The 22,828-nt window shown below is 70.7% G+C and carries 17 protein-coding genes and 1 pseudogene; 13 read left to right on the top strand and 5 right to left on the bottom strand.

The features are described 5' to 3' along the window. Nucleotides 1–114 precede the first annotated feature (114 nt). The 3 genes from QOL88_RS32500 to QOL88_RS32490 form a co-directional block, all read right to left on the bottom strand. Nucleotides 115–2,553 (bottom strand): ATP-binding SpoIIE family protein phosphatase, encoded by a 2,439-nt coding sequence (locus QOL88_RS32500; protein ID WP_097221816.1) that lies wholly within the window; start codon nucleotides 2,551–2,553, stop codon nucleotides 115–117. A gap of 164 nt (nucleotides 2,554–2,717) precedes the next feature. Beyond that, nucleotides 2,718–5,102, bottom strand: a complete 2,385-nt coding sequence (locus tag QOL88_RS32495; protein WP_097221815.1) for an MFS transporter — start codon at nucleotides 5,100–5,102, stop codon at nucleotides 2,718–2,720. A gap of 156 nt (nucleotides 5,103–5,258) precedes the next feature. After that, the gene (locus QOL88_RS32490) at nucleotides 5,259–5,702 is read right to left on the bottom strand and encodes an SRPBCC family protein (protein WP_097221814.1); all 444 of its coding nucleotides are present in this window, start codon (nucleotides 5,700–5,702) and stop codon (nucleotides 5,259–5,261) included. Nucleotides 5,703–5,871: 169 nt separating this feature from the next. Here QOL88_RS32490 and QOL88_RS32485 point away from each other — a divergent pair, with 169 nt between their 5' ends. The 4 genes and pseudogenes from QOL88_RS32485 to QOL88_RS32470 all read left to right on the top strand — a co-directional run bounded on the left by QOL88_RS32485 (nucleotide 5,872) and on the right by QOL88_RS32470 (nucleotide 9,413). Continuing rightward, nucleotides 5,872–6,921, top strand: coding sequence for an Rv2578c family radical SAM protein (locus tag QOL88_RS32485; RefSeq protein WP_097221813.1), 1,050 nt, complete (start codon nucleotides 5,872–5,874; stop codon nucleotides 6,919–6,921). A 183-nt stretch (nucleotides 6,922–7,104) separates the two neighbouring features. Beyond that, the gene (locus QOL88_RS32480) at nucleotides 7,105–8,700 is read left to right on the top strand and encodes an alpha/beta hydrolase (RefSeq protein ID WP_097221812.1); all 1,596 of its coding nucleotides are present in this window, start codon (nucleotides 7,105–7,107) and stop codon (nucleotides 8,698–8,700) included. 63 nt (nucleotides 8,701–8,763) lie between these two features. After that, nucleotides 8,764–8,856 (top strand): annotated as a pseudogene (locus QOL88_RS32475) (RidA family protein); the annotation flags it as partial. A 29-nt stretch (nucleotides 8,857–8,885) separates the two neighbouring features. Beyond that, nucleotides 8,886–9,413, top strand: a complete 528-nt coding sequence (locus QOL88_RS32470; RefSeq protein ID WP_179879020.1) for a GNAT family N-acetyltransferase — start codon at nucleotides 8,886–8,888, stop codon at nucleotides 9,411–9,413. A 134-nt stretch (nucleotides 9,414–9,547) separates the two neighbouring features. Here the strand turns inward: QOL88_RS32470 and QOL88_RS32465 are convergent, their stop codons facing one another. Beyond that, entirely contained in the window at nucleotides 9,548–10,123 is a 576-nt protein-coding gene (locus QOL88_RS32465) for an adenylosuccinate lyase (protein WP_097221810.1), read from the bottom strand. A gap of 397 nt (nucleotides 10,124–10,520) precedes the next feature. Between QOL88_RS32465 and QOL88_RS32460 the strand changes: the two genes are divergently transcribed. The 9 genes from QOL88_RS32460 to pssA all read left to right on the top strand — a co-directional run bounded on the left by QOL88_RS32460 (nucleotide 10,521) and on the right by pssA (nucleotide 21,433). Then, nucleotides 10,521–12,326 (top strand): 3-hydroxyacyl-CoA dehydrogenase family protein, encoded by a 1,806-nt coding sequence (locus QOL88_RS32460; RefSeq protein ID WP_097221809.1) that lies wholly within the window; start codon nucleotides 10,521–10,523, stop codon nucleotides 12,324–12,326. Between the two features lie 142 nt (nucleotides 12,327–12,468). Beyond that, a complete protein-coding gene (locus QOL88_RS32455) occupies nucleotides 12,469–13,296 on the top strand; it encodes a TetR family transcriptional regulator (protein ID WP_179879019.1) in 828 nt (275 codons plus the stop codon). A gap of 382 nt (nucleotides 13,297–13,678) precedes the next feature. Further along, nucleotides 13,679–15,022 (top strand): crotonyl-CoA carboxylase/reductase, encoded by a 1,344-nt coding sequence (ccrA, locus tag QOL88_RS32450; protein ID WP_097221807.1) that lies wholly within the window; start codon nucleotides 13,679–13,681, stop codon nucleotides 15,020–15,022. A 15-nt stretch (nucleotides 15,023–15,037) separates the two neighbouring features. After that, complete coding sequence (locus QOL88_RS32445) at nucleotides 15,038–17,086, top strand: ethylmalonyl-CoA mutase (RefSeq protein WP_097221806.1); 2,049 nt, start codon at nucleotides 15,038–15,040, stop codon at nucleotides 17,084–17,086. Next, complete coding sequence (locus tag QOL88_RS32440) at nucleotides 17,083–18,042, top strand: HpcH/HpaI aldolase/citrate lyase family protein (protein WP_062716550.1); 960 nt, start codon at nucleotides 17,083–17,085, stop codon at nucleotides 18,040–18,042. Before QOL88_RS32445 ends, QOL88_RS32440 begins: the two co-directional genes overlap by 4 nt. A gap of 2 nt (nucleotides 18,043–18,044) precedes the next feature. Further along, nucleotides 18,045–18,557 (top strand): MaoC family dehydratase, encoded by a 513-nt coding sequence (locus QOL88_RS32435; protein ID WP_031107606.1) that lies wholly within the window; start codon nucleotides 18,045–18,047, stop codon nucleotides 18,555–18,557. A gap of 2 nt (nucleotides 18,558–18,559) precedes the next feature. Next, the gene (locus tag QOL88_RS32430; protein WP_097221805.1) at nucleotides 18,560–19,765 is read left to right on the top strand and encodes an acyl-CoA dehydrogenase family protein; all 1,206 of its coding nucleotides are present in this window, start codon (nucleotides 18,560–18,562) and stop codon (nucleotides 19,763–19,765) included. 170 nt (nucleotides 19,766–19,935) lie between these two features. Further along, nucleotides 19,936–20,592 carry a phosphatidylserine decarboxylase gene (locus QOL88_RS32425; protein ID WP_030843916.1) on the top strand — a complete coding sequence of 219 codons (657 nt, stop codon included), beginning with the start codon at nucleotides 19,936–19,938 and terminating at the stop codon, nucleotides 20,590–20,592. A 58-nt stretch (nucleotides 20,593–20,650) separates the two neighbouring features. Further along, on the top strand, nucleotides 20,651–21,433 hold the full coding sequence (gene pssA / locus QOL88_RS32420) for a CDP-diacylglycerol--serine O-phosphatidyltransferase (RefSeq protein WP_097223278.1): 783 nt from the start codon (nucleotides 20,651–20,653) through the stop codon (nucleotides 21,431–21,433). Nucleotides 21,434–21,531: 98 nt separating this feature from the next. Here the strand turns inward: pssA and QOL88_RS32415 are convergent, their stop codons facing one another. After that, nucleotides 21,532–22,650, bottom strand: coding sequence for a glycerate kinase (locus tag QOL88_RS32415; RefSeq protein WP_097223277.1), 1,119 nt, complete (start codon nucleotides 22,648–22,650; stop codon nucleotides 21,532–21,534). Between the last annotated feature and the right edge of the window lie 178 nt (nucleotides 22,651–22,828).

The raw sequence follows: 22,828 nt of genomic DNA, 5'->3' as shown, positions 1-22,828 counted from the left end.
CCCCAGGGTGCGAACGAATCCCGCCATGTGGCGGGCGAGTACGGTGTATCGCGCCCCGGCCCCGGCCACAAGAACGCGGCACGTACCTTCACGCCCCGTTCGACGCCGGGGTGTTCAGCGGCGCGGCAGTGTCAGCTCGAACCACACCGTCTTGCCGCTCTTGGTCCCGCTGGTCCCCCACTCGCGGGACAGCGTGCTGACGACGCGCAGACCGCGTCCCGCCTCGTCGAGCGGGCCCGCGCTGAGCAGGGTCGGCAGCTCGTGGTCGTCGTCCTCCACCTCGCACAGCAGGGTGTCCCCACGGACCAGGCGCAGTGCGACGGGCCGGGCGTGCGAGTGCCGTACGGCGTTGGTGACGAGTTCGCCGGCCATCAGCTCGGCGGGCGCGACGAGTTTCGCCAGGCCCCAGTCGTGCAGTTGCTCGCGCACCACCGCGCGGGCCCGGCTCACCTCGGACGGGTCGAGGGCGAGGCGCCATTCGGCCACGTCGCCCGGGTCGATACCGCCCAGGCGGGCCATCAGCAGCGCCACGTCGTCCTTGCGGCCGCCGCGGCCCGCTTCGGCAAACGTCACAGCCAGGGCGCGGATGATGGTGTCGCAGGCGTCGTCCATGGACGCGGCCGGGTGCGCGGCCGACTCGCAGAGCGTCGCCAGGCCCACGCCGATGTCCTCGCCGCGCACCTCGACCAGTCCGTCGGTGCACATCACCAGCCGGTCGCCGGGCTCGACGCGCACCCGGATCGCCTCGAAGGGCACTCCCCCGACGCCGATGGGCGCGCCCGTGGGCAGGTCCAGCAGTTCGCTGCGACCGTCGTCGGCGCGGACCAGGACGGGCGGGATGTGCCCGGCGTTGGCGAGGTGGAGTTCGCTCGCGATCGGGTCGTAGACGGCGTAGAGGCAGGTCGCGAGGTAGCTGTCGCCGAGGCGCTGGGCGAGGTCGTCGAGGTTGCGCAGCAGCTGGGCGGGCGGCAGGTCGAGCCCGGCCATGGTCTGCACGGCCGTCCGCAACTGGCCCATCATCGCGGCCGAGTTCAGGCCGTGACCCATGACGTCGCCGACGACGAGGGCCGTGCGCCCGCCGTGCAGCTTCACCGCGTCGAACCAGTCGCCGCCGACCCGGCCGAGCAGGGTGCCCGGCAGATAGCGGGTGGCGATGTCGCAGCCGGTCATGCGGGGCGGGATGTGCGGGAGCATGCTGTCCTGGAGTGTCTCGGCGACGTTCTCCTGGAAGGTGTACATACGCGCGTTGTCGAGCACGAGGCCCGCGCGGGCGGCGAGTTCGGCGCCGGTGACGCGGTCCATGTCGTTGAAGACGGGTCGCTCCGGGTGCCGCAGCAGGATCATGAAGCCGAGGACGACGTTGCGGGCCTTCAGTGGCACGACCAGCATCGAGCGTCCGGTGATGAGGGGCCTGATGTCGCGCTTGTCGAACTGCGCGGCGATGGCGTGCCCCATCTCCTCACTGATGCGCGGCACGAGGACGGGCTCGCCGCTGGTCATGCACTGGAAGAACGGCGTGTGCGCCGGGAACGGCATGGCCTCGCCGACGGGGACCACGTCGTCCCAGCGGCCCGGTTCGTCGGTGTGCTCCAGGGCGACCCGGTGCCACATCGTGGTGGTGTCGGGCACGCCGTCCTCGAACCCCTCGCCGGCAACGACCTGTTCCCGCAGGTACGTCCCGGCGACATCGGTGAAGCGGGGCACGACGGCCCTGCTGACCTCGACGATCGTGCGGGACAGGTCGAGGGAGGTGCCGATGCGGCCGCTGACCTCGTTGAGGAACTCCAGGCGCTCACGGACGGCGGCGTACTCGAGGTCCTCGCCGTCGTCCCGCAGGTCCGCCGGCAGGGGTTCGCCGGCGGCCAGGGCCCGCGCGGCCCGTTCGCGGCGTGCCTTGCGTTCGGCGCGCCGGGCCACGCCCCAGTCGGGGGTCACGGGCACCCGGTCGTTCTGGCTGAACTCCAGGACGGGATAGCCGAGTTCGAGGATCTGCGCGACGATGCGGGCGCTTTCGCCGACGCTCATGCTGGGCAGGATCTCGGGGAGCCGGCGGGCGAGGTCCTCCGCTCCGGGGAAGTCGGTGTGCAGCGCGAAGCCGGGCGCGATCCGCTCGAACGCCCCGTCGCCCGCGCGCAGTCCGTCGGCGTCGGCGGCCAGCACGAGCAGCCGCTCGGGCCCGGGGCCCACCAGCGGGTAGGCCCACCACAGGACGTCGACGCGACCGTCCCCGGAGGCGGTGAGCCGGGCGCGGCCCGCGGCCGGGTAGGAGAGCCCGCCGTCTAGGGAGGATTCGAGGTCGGGGCCGATACCGTCACCGGCGGCGTACGGGCTGGTGTCCCGTCCGTCGGGCAGGGCGCCGGAGACGGGGAGCAGGTCGAGGGCGGTGCGGCCGATCGCCTCGTCCTTGGGGACGCCGAACAGGCGCCGTGCGCCGCGGCTCCAGTGGGACACCAGGCCGTCGCGGTCGACCACGACGACGGCCAGGGGGACGCGGCCGGGCTCGGCGGGTTCGCTGACCGTGCCCTGTCCAGCCCTGTCGGTGCCATGGTCCATGGCCAGGCCCTCTCTCCCCACGGACGCAAGATCTGTGCCGGTGTCTCCACCGTACGGCTCCCGCCGGTGGCGATGTGAGGCAACGCGGGAATTGCCCGCGCGGGGTTCGCACCGGCGTACGACCCCGCGCGCCGCTGTTCGTTCAGCCTGCGGCCGGTGCCCGTTCAGTCCCCGTGGCCCAGCTGGAGATCCCGCTCGGTACGGCCTCCTCCGGCGACCTGGAGCACGGTGGCCACGGGCGGGTAGCCCGCGGCGATGACGGTGTACTCGCCGGAGGACAGGTCGACGAAGCGGAACGTGCCGTCGGCGCCCGTGGTGAGGGTGTCGACGACGTTGCCCGCCACGTCGAGCAGCGTCACGCGCGCGTCCTCGACGGGCCTGCCGCCGCCTGCCCGGACGGTGCCGCGCAGCACGGCTCTGCCGGCCAGTTCGATGTCCCGGCGGGTCTCGCGGGCGGCCTGGACGGTGACGGGGAGCGCGGCCGGGCGGAAGGCGGGCGCGCTGGCGGCGAGGGTGTACTCGCCGGCGACGAGCTCGGTGATGACGTATCCGCCCTCCCGGCCGCTGCGGGTGGTGGCCACGACCTCGCCGTGCACGTTGGTGAGCGTGACGGTGGCGTCCCGCACGGGCGTGCCGTCGGCCGTGACCACGGTGCCGATCAGGTTTCCGGCGCCGCCGAGGACGATGTCGAGCTCGACGGGGCGTTCGCCGACGGTCACGGTGACCGCCTGCGGCTGGTGGCCGCCGGCCGCGGCGATCAGCACGTACGAGCCCGGGCCCGGGGTGGCCAGCGCGTAGCGCCCGTCCTCGCCGCTCGCGCCGCGCCCGGTCTGCTGCCCGGTGACGTCGATGAGCGTGAGTGCCGCGCGGGGCACGACGGTCCCGTCGGGGTGCTGCACCGAGCCGCACACGGGCACGCCCGTGGCGTGCGCGGCGCGGGCCTGCGGGACCGGGGTGTTCACCCGCGTCGTGCCCGGGTCGGTGACGGAGGCGTTGTGGGACACCAGGGGTTTCTCCTTGAGGAAGAGGGCGATGACCAGTCCGAGGACGAGCACCGGCACCAGGTAGAGGAAGATCCGCGGCATGGCGTCGGCGTACGCCCGGATGTAGTCGTCGCGCAGGGCCGGGGGCAGCGCGTGCACGAGCTGCGGGGTGAGGGACTCGGCGTCCGGCAGCCCGGCCCGCGCGGGAAGCCGGTCGGCGAGGGCGTCGGCGAGCCGGTCGGCGAACAGGGTGCCGAAGACGGCGGCTCCGACGCTGCCGCCGATCTGCCGGAAGTAGTTGTTGGCGCTGGTGGCGGTGCCGAGGTCGGCGGGGCGTACGGAGTTCTGCACGGCGAGGATCAGCACCGGCATCACCATGCCGATGCCGGCGCCCAGGACGGCCATCCAGATGCTGTAGTGCAGCCGGGGCGTGCCGACCTCCAGGCGCGACAGCAGCCACATGCCGGTGACGGAGAGGGCGCCGCCGAGGATCGGGTAGGCCTTGTAGCGGCCGGTGTGGCTGATGAGCTGGCCGGCGATGATCGAGGCGCCGACGATGCCGGCCATCATCGGCAGCATGAGCAGGCCCGACTCGGTGGCGGAGGCCCCGTCGACCATCTGCAGGTACGTCGGCAGATAGCTGGCGGCGCCGAACAGGCCCACCCCGATCACCAGGCCGACCAGGCCGGTGACGTTGAAGACGGAGTCCCTGAACAGCCTGAGGGGGATGAGGGGTTCGACGGCGAAGTGCTCGGTGACGAGAAAGAGGACGGTCGCCGCCGCCGCTCCGGCCGCGAGGCCGAGGATCATGCGCGAGTCCCAGGCGTACTCGGTGCCGCCCCCGCTGGTCAGCAGGACCAGGCAGGTGGAGGCGGCGGTCAGCAGCAGCGCGCCGAGGACGTCCAGCCGGCCCCGGGCGGCCGGCTTGGGGAGTTTCAGCGTGACGGCGACGACGGCCAGGGTGACCAGGCCGAAGGGGACGTTGACGTAGAAGCACCAGCGCCAGGAGAGATGGTCCGTGAAGTAGCCGCCGAGCAGTGGTCCGGCCACGGAGGCGAGGCCGAAGGCGGCGCCGATCAGGCCCATGTAGCGGCCGCGCTGCCGGGGCGGCACGATGTCCGCGATGATCGCCTGGACGCCGATCATGAGGCCGCCCGCGCCGACGCCCTGCAGCGCGCGGAAAGCGATCAGCTGGTCCATGGTCTGAGCCCGGCCCGCGAGCGCGGAGCCGACGACGAAGACGACGATCGCGAACTGGAAGACGCCCTTGCGGCCCAGCAGATCGCCGAGCTTGCCGTAGATCGGCAGTCCGACGGTGGCGGTGAGCAGGTAGGCGGTGATCGCCCAGGACATCCGGTCCAGGCCGTGCAGTTCACCGACGATCTTCGGCAGCGCGGTGGCGACGATCATCTGCTCCAGGGCGGCCAGGAGAAGGGCCAGCATGAGAGCGAAGAAGACCAGCCGCACCCGGCGCGGGCTCGGTCCGGTGTCCGGATCGGGCGGGGGTGCGGGGGTGTCGGGAGGCGCTACCGCCGGTTCGTCCTGCGCCAGAGTGATCCCGCCCACTCACCGCTCCCCTCGTCGCGCTGCCGCACAATTCCCGCGTAAAAGCGACAACTACGAGCAAGCGCGACGAGTTACGGCACAGGAGCGAGCCGTACGGAGATCACTCGAACCGGTGAGGAGGGCAACAGCCCCTGAGACTCCGAGCTTTGAGGTGGGCTACTTCTCGACCTCGGCGGCGAGCTTGGCGAGCATCGCGTCGTAGATCCGGCCGAGACCCTTGGGCGCGAAGGTCTTCTCGAAGAAGCCGCCGATGCCACCGGCCCCGGTCCAGGTGGTGGTGACGACGACCCGGGACTTGCCCTCGCCGGCCGGGGTGACCCGCCAGGTGGTGACCATGGAGGAGTTGCGGTCCTTCTCGACCAGCTCGCCATCGGTGGGCTCGCTCACCTCCAGGAGGCAGTCGCGCACCCGCTTGCTGGTGGCCTGGAGCTTCCAGTGGACGAGGGTGCCCTCGCCGTCACCGCCCTCCCGGACCTCGTACTCGCTGAACTGCTCGGGCAGCAGCTTCGCGCGCGTGCCGCTGTAGTCGGCGAGGGCGTCGAACACCGTCTCCGCGTCCGCCGCGACGATCCGCTCCGTAGTGGCCTCGACCTGCGCCATCGCTTTCCTCCAGGACTGGTTGCTCGGGGGTCGGGGCAAGCCAACCACCCCGCTGCCCGGCCCCCCAAATCGGGGTGGCGCAACCCGGTCGAACACGTTCGGAAAACACCCTCGCACGATCAAGGGAACGTGTGTTCTATTCTGTGGTCAGTGCTACCGAGGAGGCGTCATGCGCTGGGAGAACCTCACATCGGACTCCGAACACAGCCGGGCCGATGCCGCGCTGTTCGGCGCGGACGCGGTCACGACCCGCACGTTCGACACCCCGGAGTTCCGCGGGATCACCTTCCACGAGGTCCGGGCCCGCTCGATCATCAACCGGGTGCCGGCGGTCTCACGGATGTCGTTCCAGTGGACGGTCAACCCCTATCGGGGCTGCTCGCACGCGTGCGTCTACTGCTTCGCGCGCAAGACGCACAGCTATCTGGACCTCGACACGGGCCTCGGCTTCGACAGCCAGATCGTCGTCAAGACCAACGCGCCGGAGCTGCTGCGCCGGCAGCTCGGCTCGCGCCGCTGGCAGGGCGAGCACATCGCGATGGGCACCAACGTCGACTGCTACCAGCGCGCCGAGGGCCGCTACCGGCTGATGCCGGGCATCATCGCGGCGCTGCGCGATCACGCGAACCCCTTCTCGATCCTGACCAAGGGCACGCTCATCCTGCGCGACCTGGACCTGATCACACAGGCGGCGCAGGTGACCGACGTCGGCATCTCCGTGTCGGTCGGCTTCACCGAGCAGGAGCTCTGGCGCACCGTCGAGCCCGGCACGCCCGCGCCGGAGCGACGCCTGGAGGTCGTGCGCACCCTGGCCGAACACGGCATCGGCTGCGGGGTGCTGATGGCGCCGGTGATCCCGTTCCTGAGCGACACGCCAGCCCAACTCCGCGCCACCGTACGGGCGATCGCGGCATCCGGCGCCACGTCCGTGACGCCGCTGGTGCTGCATCTGCGGCCCGGCGCCCGCGAGTGGTTCATGGCCTGGCTGGAGCAGCACCACCCGTACCTGGTGGCCCGTTACGAGCGGTTGTACGCGGAGGGCTCCTACGCCCCGAAGTGGTACCAGCGGCGGATCACCCGTCAGGTGCACGAGCTGGCCGAGGAGTACGGCATCGGGCCCACACGCGCGGGGACGCCTCGGCGGATCCGGCCGGCCGAGGCAGCCGAGGCGGCCGAGGAGCCGCCGGTGACGGGACCGACCCAACTCTCGCTCCTCTAGGAGAATTCGAGCTCCTCCGGGAGCAGGCGAGACCTGCGCCCCATGGCGAGCATTCGAGCGCATCTGAGATCCAATCGGGTCATGAGCTTTACCGAATGAGTTCTTCCAGGACCGGTTTCCGGGACGATGCGGCGAGGACGGCGACCCTCGCGGTCCTCGACCCCGCCGTCCTGGGAGGACTCCATGAGAAAACGCGCAGCCGCGCTGTGCGGCGCCGCCGTCGTCATGGCCGGGACCTTCACGGCCGTTCCCGCCGAGGCGAGCGCACCCAGCACCGCGAACACCACCACCCGGACCGCGAAGCTCACCTGGAAGAGCTGCGCCACCGAGGACTACCCGACGCTGCAGTGCGCGTCGGTGAAAGTGCCACTCGACCACCGCAGACCGCACGGGGAGAAGATCACCCTCGCCCTCTCCCGTGTCCCGCACACCGCCCGGGCCTACCAGGGCCCGCTGCTGGTCAACCCCGGCGGCCCCGGCGGCAGCGGCCTGACGCTCGCCGGGTTCGTCGCGCGCTCGCTGCCCGCGAAGGTCGCGGCCCGCTACGACGTCATCGGCTTCGACCCGCGCGGCGTGGGAGCGAGCAAGCCCGCTCTGGACTGCAGGCCGGGCCACTTCGACCCGGTCCGCCCGAACTCCCTGCCGACGACGCCCGCGATCGAGAAGGCCAACCTCGCCCGCGCCGCTTCCTTCGCCGCCGCCTGCGGCAAGAAGTACGCGCACCTCCTGCCGTACATCGACACCGTCGACGCCGTCCGCGACATGGACGCGATCCGGCAGGCCCTGGGCGCGAAGAAGATCAACTACTTCGGCTACTCGTACGGCACCTACCTGGGCGCCGTGTACGCCAAGTTCTTCCCCGAGCGGGTGCGGCGCCTGGTCCTGGACTCGATCGTCGACCCGACGGACGTCTGGTACGAGGCCAACCTCAACCAGGACGTGGCCTTCAACGACCGCCACCGCGCCTTCCTGGCCTGGGTCGCCGAGTACGACACCACGTACGGGCTGGGCACCGATCCGGAGAAGATCGAGGCCACCTGGTACGCGATGCGCGCGGCCCTCGCGAAGAAGCCGGCCGGCGGCACGGTGGGCGCGTCGGAGCTGGAGGACACCTTCATCCCGGGCGGCTACTACAACGGTTACTGGCCGATCCTCGCGGAGGCGTTCGCCGCGTACGTGCACGACAAGGACCCCGAGCCGCTGGTCGAGGCGTACGAGGACTTCGGCGCGGTCGACGCCTCCGGCGACAACGGCTACAGCGTCTACACCTCGGTGCAGTGCCGGGACGCCGACTGGCCGCGCGACTGGCGGCGGTGGCGTGAGGACAACTGGGCGGTCTACGAGAAGGCGCCGTTCATGACCTGGAACAACGCCTGGTACAACGCGCCGTGCGCGTTCTGGCCGACGGACTCGCTGCGCCCGGTGAACGTGGCCAACGGCAAGCTGCCGCCGGCCTTGCTGTTCCAGGCGACCGGCGACGCGGCCACGCCCTACGAGGGCGGTGTCACCGTGCATCGTCTGCTGGCCCGTTCCAGCCTGGTGGTCGAACAGGGCGGCGGCAACCACGGCATCACCCTGAGCGGCAACGCCTGCCTGGACAAACACCTGGCGGCGTATCTGACGGACGGCACCGTGCCGCGCGGGTACGGCGAGGCGGACGCCGTGTGCGAGGCGCTGCCGGATCCGAAGCCCGCGGCGGCGAAGGCGGCGTCGGCGAAGGCGGCGTCGGCGCCGTCGAACGGCTCGGCGCTGCACGGCCTGCTCGGCTTCCGCCACTGAGCGGCTGACGAGACGCCAGGGGCGGGGGCGGGATTTGTCAGTCCCATGGTCCACCATGAACCCATGAGTGAGCTGACGACAATTCCCGCCCCCGACGGCGTCGCCGCCGCCCAGTACAGCCATGTCGTCCTGGGCACCGGCCGTTTCGTGGCGATCGAGGTCGAGGCGTTCGCGGTGGTCGCGCCATGAGGAGCCCGCGGATACGGGAGATGACGCTCGCCGACTGCGAGGGCGTCGCGCGGGTCCGGGTCGGCGGCTGGCGCAGCGCCTACCGGGGTCTGGTGCCGCAGTCCTACCTGGACCGGCTCAGTGTCGAGGAGGACGCCGAGCGGCGTCGTACGCACCTCGCCCAGGGCGACGGCGACGTGGTGAACCTGGTCGCCGAGGACACCGGTGGCGAGATCGTCGGCTGGGCGTGCCACGGCCCGTACCGGGACGGGGAAGTCCGCACCGGGGACGCCGAGTTGTACGCCATCTACGTGCACCCGGATCAGGTGGGGCGGGGCGTGGGGCGGGCGCTGCTCACGGAGTCGGTCGCGCGCTGTTCCGCCGCGGGCCACGGCCGTCTCCTGCTGTGGGTGCTCAAGGAGAACGACCGGGCCCGCCGCTTCTACGAACGGGCCGGCTTCCGGGCGGACGGCGCCGAGGAGCCCTTCGAGGTGGACGGGGTCGCGGTCCCCGAGGTGCGGTACACCAGGACCCTCGCCCGCTGACATCGCGGTAGGGCGGGCCCCTCCCCCTGCTGACGTCGCGGTGCGGCGGGCCCCTCCGCTGATGTCGCGGTGCGGCGGGCCCCTCCTCCCGCTGGCGGTGCGGTGGGGCGCGGCGGTCCCCTCCCCCGCTGACGTCACCTCTGCTTCGGGATCCGCCCCAGCGCCCGCACCGCCGCCTCGGCCAGCGTCGGATGCGCGAGCGCCTCGTTCAGGACGGGTCTGGCCCGGGCGTCGCCCAGCGCCCCGAGTCCGTCCACGCAGGCCAGCGCCACGCGGCGGTACGGGTCGTGCGGGCGCAGCCGCCGCTGGAGCGTGGTGATCAGCGCGGGCACCGCCTCCGGGGCACGCAGTTCGACCAGGAGCCGCACCGGGTGCAGGGCGTAGGCGACGCGCAGTTCGTTGGTGGCGAGGGCGGCGGCCGCGCGGGCGGTGCGCGGATCTCCCAGCCGGGCCAGGGCATGGGCGGCGGAGGCGCAGCGCGGGGGGTCGCGGTGGTTGAGCAGCAGCACCAGGGCCTCGAAGGCCCGCGGGTCCCGCGCGAGCCCCAGCCGGAACGCGGCCAGCTCCCTCGCCCACAGGTGCTGACCGGGTTCGGTCAGCGCCGCCGCCAGGGCGTCGAGGTCGTCGGTCGCCACGAGCCGCTCGAACGCGGGCGGCGCCCCGGACTCCTGCCGTAAGCGCTCCGTGAGTGATCGCAACTCTTCGTCCATGACTCTGAGGTTAGGGGCGGCGCGAGCTGCGCGGGACGTACATCACAAACCCGGGGGCTGGCGCGCTCGTTACCCGCCGGTTAAGCTCAGACGAGCGAGTTACCCACTCGTATTTCCTCGCGGCGGTCTGGTGACGCGGCTGTCGCGGGAGCAGTCGGTTCGGTGCCTCAGGTACCGCAAGTACGGCTCGGCCCCGGGACAGGGCCGGTCGGAACCGCCGTTCTCCTCCGGGCGTGTGCACGCCCGGGGCGCGGCACCGGGCGTGTGCGCTTCGCAGCCCGGCCAACACCCGCACTTCATCACGCACCCGGTGCGCCCGTGGTCCGGCCCCTGAAGGTCCGACTCCGGCGCACCCGGAGCGCGTTCCCCGTCGTCACCCTCATCCTGGAGTCCCGCGATGGCCACTCCCCTGTCCGACCCGTCCCAGTCCCCGCTGCAGACCATCGCCGTCGTCGGCCTCGGCACGATGGGCACCGGCATCGCCGAGGTCCTCGCCAAGGCCGGCCGCACGGTCGTCGGCATCGACATCAGCGAGACCCAGGCCGCGAAGTGCGTCGCCGCCCTGGAGGCCTCCACCGCCCGCGGCGTCGAGCGCGGCCGGCTGACCGAGCAGGAGCGCGCCGAGATCCTCGGCCGTGTCCGCACCTCCGCCGACCTGCGCACCGCGGCCGACGCCGACCTGGTCATCGAGGTGGCCCCGGAGTCGTACGAGATCAAGCACCAGATCTTCCGGGAGCTGGACGGGATCGTGCGCCCGGAGACGATCCTGGCGACCGGCACCAACGCCCTGTCCGTGACCCGGCTGGCCGCCGACTCCTCCCGTCCGGAGCGGGTGCTGGGCCTGCACTTCTTCAACCCCGCGCCGGCCATGAAGCTGGTCGAGGTGGTCTCCTCGGTGCTGACCGCGCCGGCGGCCGTCACCGCGGTCACCGACCTCGCGCTCGACCTGGGCAAGGAGCCCGTCGCGGTCGGCGACCGGCCCGGTTTCGTCGCGGACGGCCTGCTGTTCGGCTACCTCAACCAGGCCGCCGCGATGTACGAGGCGAAGTACGCCTCCCGCGAGGACATCGACGCCGCGATGCGGCTGGGCTGCGGACTGCCCATGGGCCCGCTGGCACTGCTGGACCTGATCGGCGTCGACACCGCGCGCACGGTCCTGGAGGCCATGTACACCTCCTCCCGCGACCGGCTGCACGCCCCGGCGCCGATCCTCAAGCAGCTGAGCGAGGCGGGTCTGACCGGCCGCAAGGCGGGGCGCGGCTTCTACACCTACGAGGCGCCCGGCAGCCCGGTCGTCGTGCGGGACGCCTTGACCCCGCTGGAGGGCGGTGACCTGGTTCCCGGCCGGGAGATCCGCTCGGTCGGTGTCGCGGGCTCGGGCACCATGGCCTCCGGTATCGCCGAGGTGTTCGCCAAGGGCGGGTACGAGGTGGTCATCGCCGCCCGCAGCGCGGAGAAGGCGCAGAACGCGAAGGCCCGGATCGGCAAGTCCCTGGCCCGCTCGGTCGACAAGGGCCGGATGACCGCGGAGGCGGCCGCCGAGACCCTGGACCGCATCACCGCCACGGGCACCTACGACGACTTCGCCGGCGTCGACCTGGCCGTGGAGGCGGTCGCCGAGGACCTGGAGGTCAAGCGGCAGCTGTTCGCGGCCCTGGACAAGGTCTGCAAGCCGGGCGCGATCCTGGCCACCACGACCTCGTCGCTGCCGGTCGTCGCCTGTGCCCGGGCCACCTCGCGCCCGCAGGACGTGATCGGCATGCACTTCTTCAACCCGGCGCCGGCCATGAAGCTGGTCGAGGTCGTCCGCACGGTGCTGACCGCCGACGACGTCCACGCGACGGTCCGCGAGGTGTGCGGCCGGATCAGGAAGCACCCGGTCGACTGCGGTGACCGGGCCGGGTTCATCGTGAACGCGCTGCTGTTCCCGTACCTGAACAACGCGATCAAGATGGTCGAGGAGCACTACGCCTCGCTCGACGACATCGACGCGGCGATGAAGCTGGGCGGCGGGTACCCGATGGGCCCGTTCGAGCTGCTGGACGTCGTCGGGCTGGACGTCTCGCTCGCCATCGAGAAGGTCCTGCACCGCGAGTTCCGCGACCCGGGGCTCGCTCCGGCGCCGCTGCTGGAGCACCTGGTGGCCGCGGGCTGCCTCGGCCGCAAGACCGGCCGTGGCTTCCGCGAATATGCCAAGCGCTGAGCGTCCCGGCGACTGGTTCCGGTCCGGCGCGGAGTGGGGCGGCCTGCTCGGCCCGGACCGGTTCCACCCGGCCGGCCGGGCCGCCCCTGACCCGCCTTCCGGCGGCGGGGGTGAACCGGGTCCTGCGCGGCGAGCTGCGCACATGCAGTACGTTCAGGGCATGCCCCAGCCCGCCAAGTCCTCACGTACACCCGCCTCGGCCGACGCGCCGGAGAGTGCCGCCGGCTCTCGCGCCGCCGCCCAGCGGCTCAAGATGCGCAGGGAACTGGCGGCCGCCGCGATGGAGCTGTTCGCGACCAAGGGGTACGAGGCCACCACCGTCGACGAGATCGCGGCCCAGGCCGGGGTCGCCCGCCGCACCTTCTTCCGCCACTTCCGCTCCAAGGAAGAGGCGATCTTCCCCGACCACGACGACACGCTGATCCGCGCCGAGGCGGTGCTCAACGCCGCGCCCGCGCACGAGCATCCGCTCGACACGGTGTGCCGCGGCATCAAGGAAGTCATGCGGATGTACGCGGCCCGGCCGGAGATCTCGGTCGCCCGCTACAAGCTGACGCGGGAGGTGCCCACCCTGCGCGAGGCGGAGATCGCCTCGGTGGCCCGCTACGAGCGCCTCTTCACCCGCTATCTCCTCGGCCACTTCGACGAGCGCGCGCACGCCGACGACGCCAACGACGACCCGCTGCTGGCGGAGGTCGCCGCGTCCGCGGTCGTCACCGCCCACAACCACGTCCTGCGGCGCTGGCTGCGCGCGGGCGGCCAGGGGGACGTGGAGGCGCAGCTGGACCACGCCTTCGCGATCGTGCGCAAGACCTTCGGCTCGGGCATCGGGGCCGGCCGCTCGACGGAGCCGCAGCCGGCCGTGGCCACGGCCTCCACGCAGGGCGAGGTACTGGTGACCGTCGCCCGCACCGACGCACCGCTCGACGAGGTCATGCGGACGATCGAGCAGGCCCTCAAGGAGCGCTGAGCGCCCCTTCACCCGTGTGATGACGGCCACCCCTCGGGGTGGCCGTTTTGGCATGTCAGGGGCCGTTTTGCAGGCCCTTGCAGAGCCCGTTCGATCGATCATCGCTCATTTGTTACGTAAAGATTTCATCTGAGATCAAGTTCTGGCACTCAGTGCCTTGCGGGGTGACACGCGGTGTCATACGTTGAAGAGGTCCGGGCGACGTCCCAGCAAGCTCACCCGCTTGCCCGCCCGGGCGCCTGCGTCACAGGCAACCTCCCGCGCCACCCAGCGCTGCCGATCAGCACCACCGCCGAACCGACGGCACACCCTCAACCCTCAGCAGCACCGACGTAACCATCGGCGCCCCTCCCTCAGGGCGCTCACCGCCGGAGGCAACACCGTGACCGTTAAGGACATCCTGGCCGCGATCCAGTCGCCCGACTCCACGTCGGAGGACTTCGCCGCCCTCCAGATCCCCGAGTCGTACCGCGCGATCACCGTGCACAAGGACGAGACGGAGATGTTCGCCGGACTCGCCACGCGCGACAAGGACCCCCGCAAGTCGATCCACCTGGACGAGGTGCCGCTGCCCGAGCTCGGCCCGGGCGAGGCGCTGGTGGCCGTCATGGCCTCCTCGGTCAACTACAACTCGGTGTGGACGTCGATCTTCGAGCCGCTGTCCACCTTCGGCTTCCTGGAGCGCTACGGCCGCACCAACGACCTGGCCAAGCGCCACGACCTGCCGTACCACATCATCGGCTCCGACCTCGCGGGCGTCGTCCTGCGCACCGGCCCGGGCGTCAACGCCTGGCGGCCCGGTGACGAGGTCGTCGCGCACTGTCTGTCCGTCGAGCTGGAGTCCAGCGACGGCCACAACGACACGATGCTCGACCCCGAGCAGCGCATCTGGGGCTTCGAGACCAACTTCGGCGGCCTCGCCGAGATCGCCCTGGTCAAGTCCAACCAGCTGATGCCGAAGCCCGACCACCTGTCGTGGGAGGAGGCCGCCGCCCCCGGCCTGGTCAACTCCACCGCCTACCGGCAGCTGGTCTCCCGCAACGGCGCCGGCATGAAGCAGGGCGACAACGTCCTGATCTGGGGCGCGAGCGGCGGACTCGGCAGCTACGCCACCCAGTTCGCGCTGGCCGGCGGCGCCAACCCGATCTGTGTCGTCTCCAGCGAGCAGAAGGCGGAGATCTGCCGCTCGATGGGCGCCGAGGCGATCATCGACCGCAGCGCCGAGGGCTACAAGTTCTGGAAGGACGAGAACACCCAGGACCCCAAGGAGTGGAAGCGCTTCGGCAAGCGCATCCGCGAGTTCACCGGCGGCGAGGACATCGACATCGTCTTCGAGCACCCCGGCCGCGAGACCTTCGGCGCGAGCGTCTACGTCACGCGCAAGGGCGGCACCATCACCACCTGCGCCTCGACCTCGGGCTACATGCACGAGTACGACAACCGCTACCTCTGGATGTCGCTGAAGCGGATCATCGGCTCGCACTTCGCCAACTACCGCGAGGCCTGGGAGGCCAACCGGCTCATCGCGAAGGGCAAGATCCACCCCACCCTGTCGAAGGTGTACTCCCTCGAGGACACCGGCCAGGCCGCCTACGACGTGCACCGCAACCTCCACCAGGGCAAGGTCGGCGTGCTGTGCATGGCCCCCGAGGAGGGTCTGGGCGTGCGCGACCAGGAGAAGCGCGCCAAGCACATCGACGCCATCAACCGCTTCCGCAACATCTGAGACCCGGGGTCATAGATGACTGAGCGTCAGCCCGCCGAAGGCAGGCGGGAGAAGGACCGGCCGTGGCTCATGCGCACCTACGCCGGTCACTCCACCGCCGAGGCGTCCAACGAGCTGTACCGGCGCAACCTCGCCAAGGGCCAGACAGGTCTGTCGGTGGCGTTCGACCTGCCGACGCAGACCGGCTACGACTCCGACCACATCCTCGCCCGCGGCGAGGTCGGCCGGGTCGGCGTGCCGATCGCGCACGTCGGTGACATGCGCCGGCTGTTCCAGGACATCCCCCTGGAGCAGATGAACACCTCGATGACGATCAACGCCACCGCCATGTGGCTGCTGGCGCTCTATCAGGTCGTCGCCGAGGAGCAGGGCGCGGACATCACCAAGCTCCAGGGCACGACCCAGAACGACATCGTCAAGGAGTACCTGTCCCGGGGAACCCACGTGTTCCCGCCGGGGCCCTCGCTCCGCCTGACGACGGACATGATCGCGTACACGGTCTCCCACATCCCGAAGTGGAACCCGATCAACATCTGCAGCTACCACCTGCAGGAGGCGGGCGCCACGCCGGTCCAGGAGATCGCGTACGCGATGTCCACCGCGATCGCCGTCCTCGACGCCGTGCGCGACTCCGGCCAGGTGCCGCAGGAGCGCATGGGCGACGTCGTGGCCCGCATCTCGTTCTTCGTGAACGCGGGCGTCCGCTTCGTCGAGGAGATGTGCAAGATGCGCGCGTTCGGCCGCATCTGGGACCGCATCACCCGCGAGCGCTACGGCATCGAGAACGCCAAGCAGCGCCGCTTCCGCTACGGCGTCCAGGTCAACTCCCTGGGCCTGACGGAGGCGCAGCCGGAGAACAACGTCCAGCGGATCGTGCTGGAGATGCTGGCCGTCACCCTCTCCAAGGACGCCCGCGCGCGTGCCGTGCAGCTCCCCGCCTGGAACGAGGCCCTCGGGCTGCCCCGCCCCTGGGACCAGCAGTGGTCGCTGCGCATCCAGCAGGTGCTGGCGTATGAGAGCGACCTGCTGGAGTACGAGGACATCTTCGAGGGCTCGAAGGTGATCGAGGCGAAGGTCGACCGGCTGGTCGAGGACTCGTTCGCCGAGATCGACCGCATCCAGGAGATGGGCGGCGCCATGGCGGCCGTCGAGTCCGGCTACCTCAAGTCGCAGCTGGTCTCCTCGCACGCCGAGCGCCGGGGCCGGATCGAGTCCGGCCAGGAGAAGATCATCGGCGTCAACATCTTCGAGGGCACCGAGCCGAACCCGCTGACCGCCGATCTGGACACCGCGATCCAGACGGTGGACCCGGCGGTCGAGGCCCGGGTCATCGCCGGGCTGGAGCAGTGGCGCGACAGCCGCTACCAGCCGCCCTTCAACCACCCGCGGCCCTGCAAGGCCCTGGAGCGGCTGAAGGAGGCAGCGCGCGGCGACGAGAACCTCATGGAGGCCACTCTGGAGTGCGCGCGTGCCGGGGCGACGACCGGCGAGTGGGCCGGGGCGCTGCGCGAGGTGTTCGGCGAGTTCCGGGCGCCCACGGGTGTCTCCTCGGCGCCGGTGGCCGTCCCGGTCGAGGAGGGCAGCGCGCTCGCCGTGGTCCGCCGGAAGGTCGACCTCACGGCCAAGGATCTGAACGTGGGCAAGCTGCGCTTCCTGGTCGGCAAGCCGGGCCTGGACGGGCACTCCAACGGCGCCGAGCAGATCGCGGTGCGCGCCCGGGACGCCGGCTTCGAGGTGGTCTACCAGGGCATCCGGCTGACGCCGGAGCAGATCGTGGACGCGGCCCTCGCCGAGGACGTGCACGCGGTGGGCCTGTCCATCCTGTCCGGCTCCCACGCCCAACTGGTGCCGGACGTCCTCGAACGGCTGCGTGTGGCCGGTGCCACAGATATACCCGTGATCGCCGGTGGCATCATCCCGAATGGTGACGCCGAGCAGCTCAGGGAAGCCGGAGTGGCCGCAGTCTTCACCCCGAAGGACTTCGACATCACCGGAATCATCGGCAGCATCGTCGACGAGATCCGGAAAGCGAACAAGCTCGACCCCCTGGAGGTCCCCGCATGACCGTCAACCGTCTGCGTCCCCGCCGCTCGTGTCTCGCGGTGCCGGGAAGCAACCCCCGCTTCCTGGAGAAGGCGCAGGGCCTCCCGGCGGACCAGGTCTTCCTCGACCTGGAGGACGCGTGCGCGCCGCTCGCCAAGCCCGAGGCGCGGCACACCATCGTCAAGTTCCTCAACGAGGGCGACTGGACGGGCAAGACGCGGGTCGTGCGCGTCAACGACTGGACGACCGAGTGGACGTACCGCGACGTCGTCACGGTCGTCGAGGGCGCCGGCCAGAATCTCGACTGCATCATGCTGCCCAAGGTGCAGACGGCCCAGCAGGTCGTCGCCCTGGACCTGCTGCTGACGCAGATCGAGAAGACGATGGGCTTCGAGGTCGGCAAGATCGGCATCGAGGCGCAGATCGAGAACGCGCAGGGCCTGAACAACGTCAACGAGATCGCCACAGCATCCCAGCGCGTCGAGACGATCATCTTCGGCCCGGCCGACTTCATGGCGTCCATCAACATGAAGTCGCTGGTCGTGGGCGAGCAGCCGCCCGGCTACCCGGCGGACGCCTACCACTACATCCTGATGAAGATCCTGATGGCCGCCCGCGCCAACAACCTCCAGGCGATCGACGGCCCCTACCTCCAGATCCGCAACATCGATGGCTACCGCGAGGTCGCCCAGCGCGCCGCCGCGCTCGGCTTCGACGGCAAGTGGGTGCTGCACCCGGGCCAGGTCGAGGCGTCCAACGAGATCTTCTCGCCGTCGCAGGAGGACTACGACCACGCCGAGCTGATCCTGGACGCGTACGACTACTACACGTCCGAGGCGGGCGGCAAGAAGGGCTCGGCGATGCTCGGCGACGAGATGATCGACGAGGCCAGCCGCAAGATGGCGCTCGTCATCTCCGGCAAGGGCCGCGCCGCCGGCATGCAGCGCACCAGCAAGTTCGAGATTCCGGAGGCGTGACCATGCAGTTCGGGCGCACCTACGAGGAGTTCGAGGTCGGGGCGACGTACAAGCACTGGCCTGGAAAGACGGTCACCGAGTACGACGACCACCTGTTCTGTCTCCTCACCATGAACCACCACCCGCTCCACATGGACACGAACTATGCGGAGAAGACGACGGACTTCGGCAAGAACGTCGTCGTCGGGAACTACGTGTACTCGCTGCTGCTCGGCATGTCCGTCCCGGACATCTCCGGCAAGGCGATCGCCAACCTGGAGATCGAGTCGCTGAAGCACGTGGCGCCGACCTTCCACGGCGACACGATCTACGGCCAGACGACCGTGCTCGACAAGTGGCCGTCGAAGTCGAAGAACGACCGCGGCATCGTCCACGTCGAGACCAAGGGCTACAAGCAGGACGGCACGCTGGTCTGCGTGTTCCGCCGCAAGGTCATGGTGCCGACCGAGACCTACATCAAGGAGCGCGGCGGCGAGCAGCCCGGCCGCCCCGAGCTCAGGGAGCAGGAGAAGTAGCCATGGCGCGACTCGCCCAGACCGCCGGTCTGACGGACATCCAGCAGGAGATCCTGTCCACCGTCCGGGACTTCGTGGACAAGGAGATCCTCCCGGTCGCGACCGACCTGGAGCACCGCGACGAGTACCCGCAGCAGATCGTCGACGGACTGAAGGAGTTGGGCCTGTTCGGCCTGATGATCCCCGAGGAGTACGGGGGTCTGGGCGAGTCGCTCCTGACCTACGCGCTGTGCGTGGAGGAGATCGCCCGCGGGTGGATGTCGGTGTCCGGCATCATCAACACCCACTTCATCGTGGCGTACATGCTCAAGCAGCACGGCACGCAGGAGCAGAAGGACCACTTCCTGCCGAGGATGGCGGCCGGCGACATCCGGGGCGCGTTCTCGATGTCGGAGCCGGCGCTCGGCTCGGACGTGTCGGCGATCTCGTCGAAGGCGGTGAAGGACGGCGAGGAGTACGTCCTCAACGGCCAGAAGATGTGGCTGACGAACGGCGGAACGTCGTCTCTGGTGGCCGTTCTGGTCAAGAGTGACGAAGGTCACCCCGAGGGTACGGCGCCCCACAAGTCGATGACGACCTTCCTCGTCGAGAAGGAGCCCGGATTCGGCGAGGTGCGTCCCGGCCTCACGATCCCCGGCAAGATCGACAAGATGGGCTACAAGGGGGTCGACACCACCGAGCTCATCATGGATGGCCTGCGGATTCCCGCCGATCGCGTGCTCGGCGGGGTCACCGGCCGCGGCTTCTACCAGATGATGGACGGCGTCGAGGTCGGCCGCGTCAACGTGGCGGCACGTGGCTGTGGCGTCGCTCAGCGTGCGTTCGAACTGGGCGTCCGGTACGCGCAGCAGCGCCACACCTTCGGGAAGGCGATCGCCCAGCACCAGGCGATCCAGTTCAAGCTGGCCGAGATGGCTACCAAGGTCGAGGCCGCCCATGCGATGATGGTAAACGCAGCACGCAAAAAGGACTCCGGGGAGCGAAACGACCTCGAGGCTGGGATGGCGAAGTACCTCGCCTCCGAGTACTGCAAGGAGGTCGTCGAAGACGCCTTCCGGATCCACGGCGGCTACGGCTTCTCCAAGGAGTACGAGATCGAGCGCCTCTACCGTGAGGCTCCGATGCTGCTCATCGGTGAAGGTACCGCCGAGATCCAGAAAATGATCATCGGCAGGCGGCTGCTCGAAGAGTATCGATTCCAGGGCTAGATGTCCGGATACGGGGTGTTTTCTTGGAGAAGAAGATCACACCCCGTCAACACTCTTCTGCCGCCGACTCGGCTGCCTGGCTTACCCAGTTACGGCTCCGAGCCGCTACGATCGCCGGAAAGCCGCCGTCCCCCGTCAGAGTGCGGCATCATCCGCTACGAAGGTCATCCATGCCCCACAGCCAAACCTCTGCACCACGCGACAGCCGGGCCGGCGTACGCCTCGCGCGCGGAGCATCGCCGTGGCTCCTTCCGACCGTCGCCACCGCAGCCCTCAGTCTGGCCCGGGCCCGGCGCTCCGGCGCCGCCAAGGCCGTCGCCGTTCCCGCCACCGCGCTCGCGGCGGGAATGCTGTGGTTCTTCCGCGACCCCGAGCGCGAGATCACCCAGGGCCGGGTCATCTCGCCCGCCGACGGTGTGGTGCAGAGCATCATGCCGTGGAAGGACGGCCGCACGCGCGTCGCCATCTTCATGAGCCCGCTGAACGTCCACGTCAACCGCGCGCCCCTCGCGGGCACGGTGACGTCGGTCGAGCACGTACCCGGTGGCTTCGTTCCCGCCTTCAACAAGGAGAGCGAGAACAACGAGCGTGTCGTCTGGCACTTCGACACCGAGCTCGGCGACATCGAGATGATCCAGATCGCCGGCGCGGTCGCCCGTCGCATCGTCCCCTACCTGCCCCAGGGCACGAAGGTCGAGCAGGGCGAGCGGATCGGCCTGATCCGCTTCGGCTCGCGGGTCGACCTCTACCTGCCCGAGGGCGTGGAGGTCGCGGTCGAGGTGGGGCAGAAGACCGTGGCTGGGGTGACTCGCATTGACCGTGATTGATCCTGATACCAAGGCCGGCTGGGTCCCGGAGGCCGACGAGGTCGACGAGGAAGAGGAGATGCCCCTCTCCCTTCGGCTGTCGATAGCGGACACGCTGACGCTCGGCAACGCCACGTGCGGCTTCATGGCGGTGTACTTCACCACCACCGGCATCCTGATCCCGGACCTCATGGGCAGCCAGGAGTCCGGCATGGCGCGCAACAGCGCGGCCACGGCGGTCATCCTGATGCTGTGCGCGGCGGTCTTCGACCTGTTCGACGGCCTGGTGGCGCGCAAGCTGCGCTCCTCCCCCATGGGCGCCGAGCTGGACAACCTCTCCGACCTGATCAGCTTCGGCCTGGCGCCGGCGTACTTCGTCCTCGTCTACGGCATGGTGGCGGAGGGCGCGTACCAGCGGGTCGCGGCGGTCGGGGCGATCGTGGTGCTGCTGGCGGTGGTGCTACGGCTTGCCCGGTTCTCGTGCGTCACGGTCAAGGACGGCACCTTCCAGGGCATGCCGTCGCCGTTCGGCGCACTGACGGTCGTGTCCATCGTGCTGCTGGAGCTGCCCTTCGTGGCGACGCTGCTGGCGATCCTGGGGACGGCGTGGCTGATGGTGAGCCGCGTGGAGTACCCGAAGCCGCGGGGCCGGCTCGCCGTGGCGATGCTGTCGTGGATCGTGCTGGGCATGGGCCTGATGGCCGCCTGGGCCTTCGACGCGCCGAGCGGTCAGCTGCTGCTCCAGACGGGTTGTGCGCTCCAGCTGGTCATGGGCGCGGTGATTCCGCTGTTCGCGACGGCTCGCCGGGTGAACAACTTCCGCGGCAACCGCCGCGAGGCGCGGGCGGCACAGCTGCCGTAGCGTCCGTACGACCATGAAGAAGGCCCCGAGCCGAGAGCTCGGGGCCTTCTTCGTGCCGTGGGCGATTCTTCGTGCCGTGGCCGACGGGAGCGCGCGGCTCAGGTCAGGAAGTCCCTGGCGATGCGTTCCGCGACCCGTTCCAGGATCGGTCCCGCCTCGGCGATGCACTTCGCCACGTCCGGTTCCGCGTCCGTCAGGGGGTAGGCCCGGCGGAAACCGGCCCGGCCCAGGGTCTGCGGCGGCAGTGCGAGGCGGCCGCAGACCGCCACGACGTCCTTGTCCGCGGCACGGGCCGCCGCGGCGACGCCGGCCGGGGCCTTGCCGTGCAGGGTCTGCTCGTCGAGGGAGCCCTCGCCGGTGATGACCAGGTCGGCGCGGTCCAGGGCGGGTGCGAAGCCCAGGACGTCGAGCATCACCTCGATGCCGGGGCGGAACCGGGCGCCCAGCAGCAGGGCGCCGTAGCCGATGCCGCCCGCCGCACCGGCGCCCGGCGACGCCGCGTACTCGGCGGCCTTGGGGCCGGCCGCCCCCTCCAGCACCTTCGCGAAGTGCGCGAGGGCGGTGTCCAGGGCCTCCACGTCGTCGGGCGAGGCGCCCTTCTGCGGGCCGTAGACCGCGGGTGCGCCCTTCGGGCCGGTCAGCGGGTTGTCGACGTCGCTCGCGAGGACCAGCTCTACCTCGCTGAGGCGCGGGTCGAGTCCCGACAGGTCGGCCGTGGCCAGTTCGGCCAGTCCGCCGCCGCCCGGGGGCACCGGCTCGCCGTCGGCGTCCAGGAAGCGGGCGCCCAGCGCGGACAGCATCCCGGCGCCGCCGTCGGTGGTGGCGCTGCCGCCGACCCCGAAGACGATCGTGCGGGCACCCGCGTCCAGCGCGGCCCGCAGCAGCTCGCCGGAGCCGTACGTGGACGCCGTGAGCGGGGCGAAGACCCCGGCGGGCAGCCGTTGCAACCCGCTCGCCTCGGCCATCTCCACGACCGCGGTGCCCTCGCGCAGCGCGTACGCCGCCGTCAGCTCGTCGCCGAGGGGACCGGCGACCCGTACCTCCCGGCGCTCGAATCCGGCCGCGACGGCCGCGGCCACGGTCCCGTCGCCGCCGTCGGCCACGGGCAGCGACTCGACCTCGAGGCCGGGCAGGACCCGGCGCAGTCCGGCCGTGACCCGCTCGGCGACCTCGACGGCCGTCAGCGACCCCTTGAACTTGTCCGCGGCGACGAGCACCCGCTGTGTCGTCCGGGTGTCGCTCACTGCAGCGTCCGCCACTTGCACTCCCCTTGCTCTCCGGGCCCTCACGCATGTCAAGGCCAGTCGCGCCGCTGTGACCTTAACCGGAGGAGCCCCCGCCCGTCAGCCTTTGACCACCCCCTGGACCGACGCCCTCAGGGGCGCGGGGAACCGC

Origin of the sequence: Streptomyces sp. Ag82_O1-12 (genome assembly GCF_900182715.1) — a bacterium.
Lineage (GTDB): Bacteria > Actinomycetota > Actinomycetes > Streptomycetales > Streptomycetaceae > Streptomyces > Streptomyces massasporeus.
The sequence above is the reverse complement of the archived record's forward strand: the minus strand, read 5'-3'. Positions and strand labels throughout refer to the sequence as shown.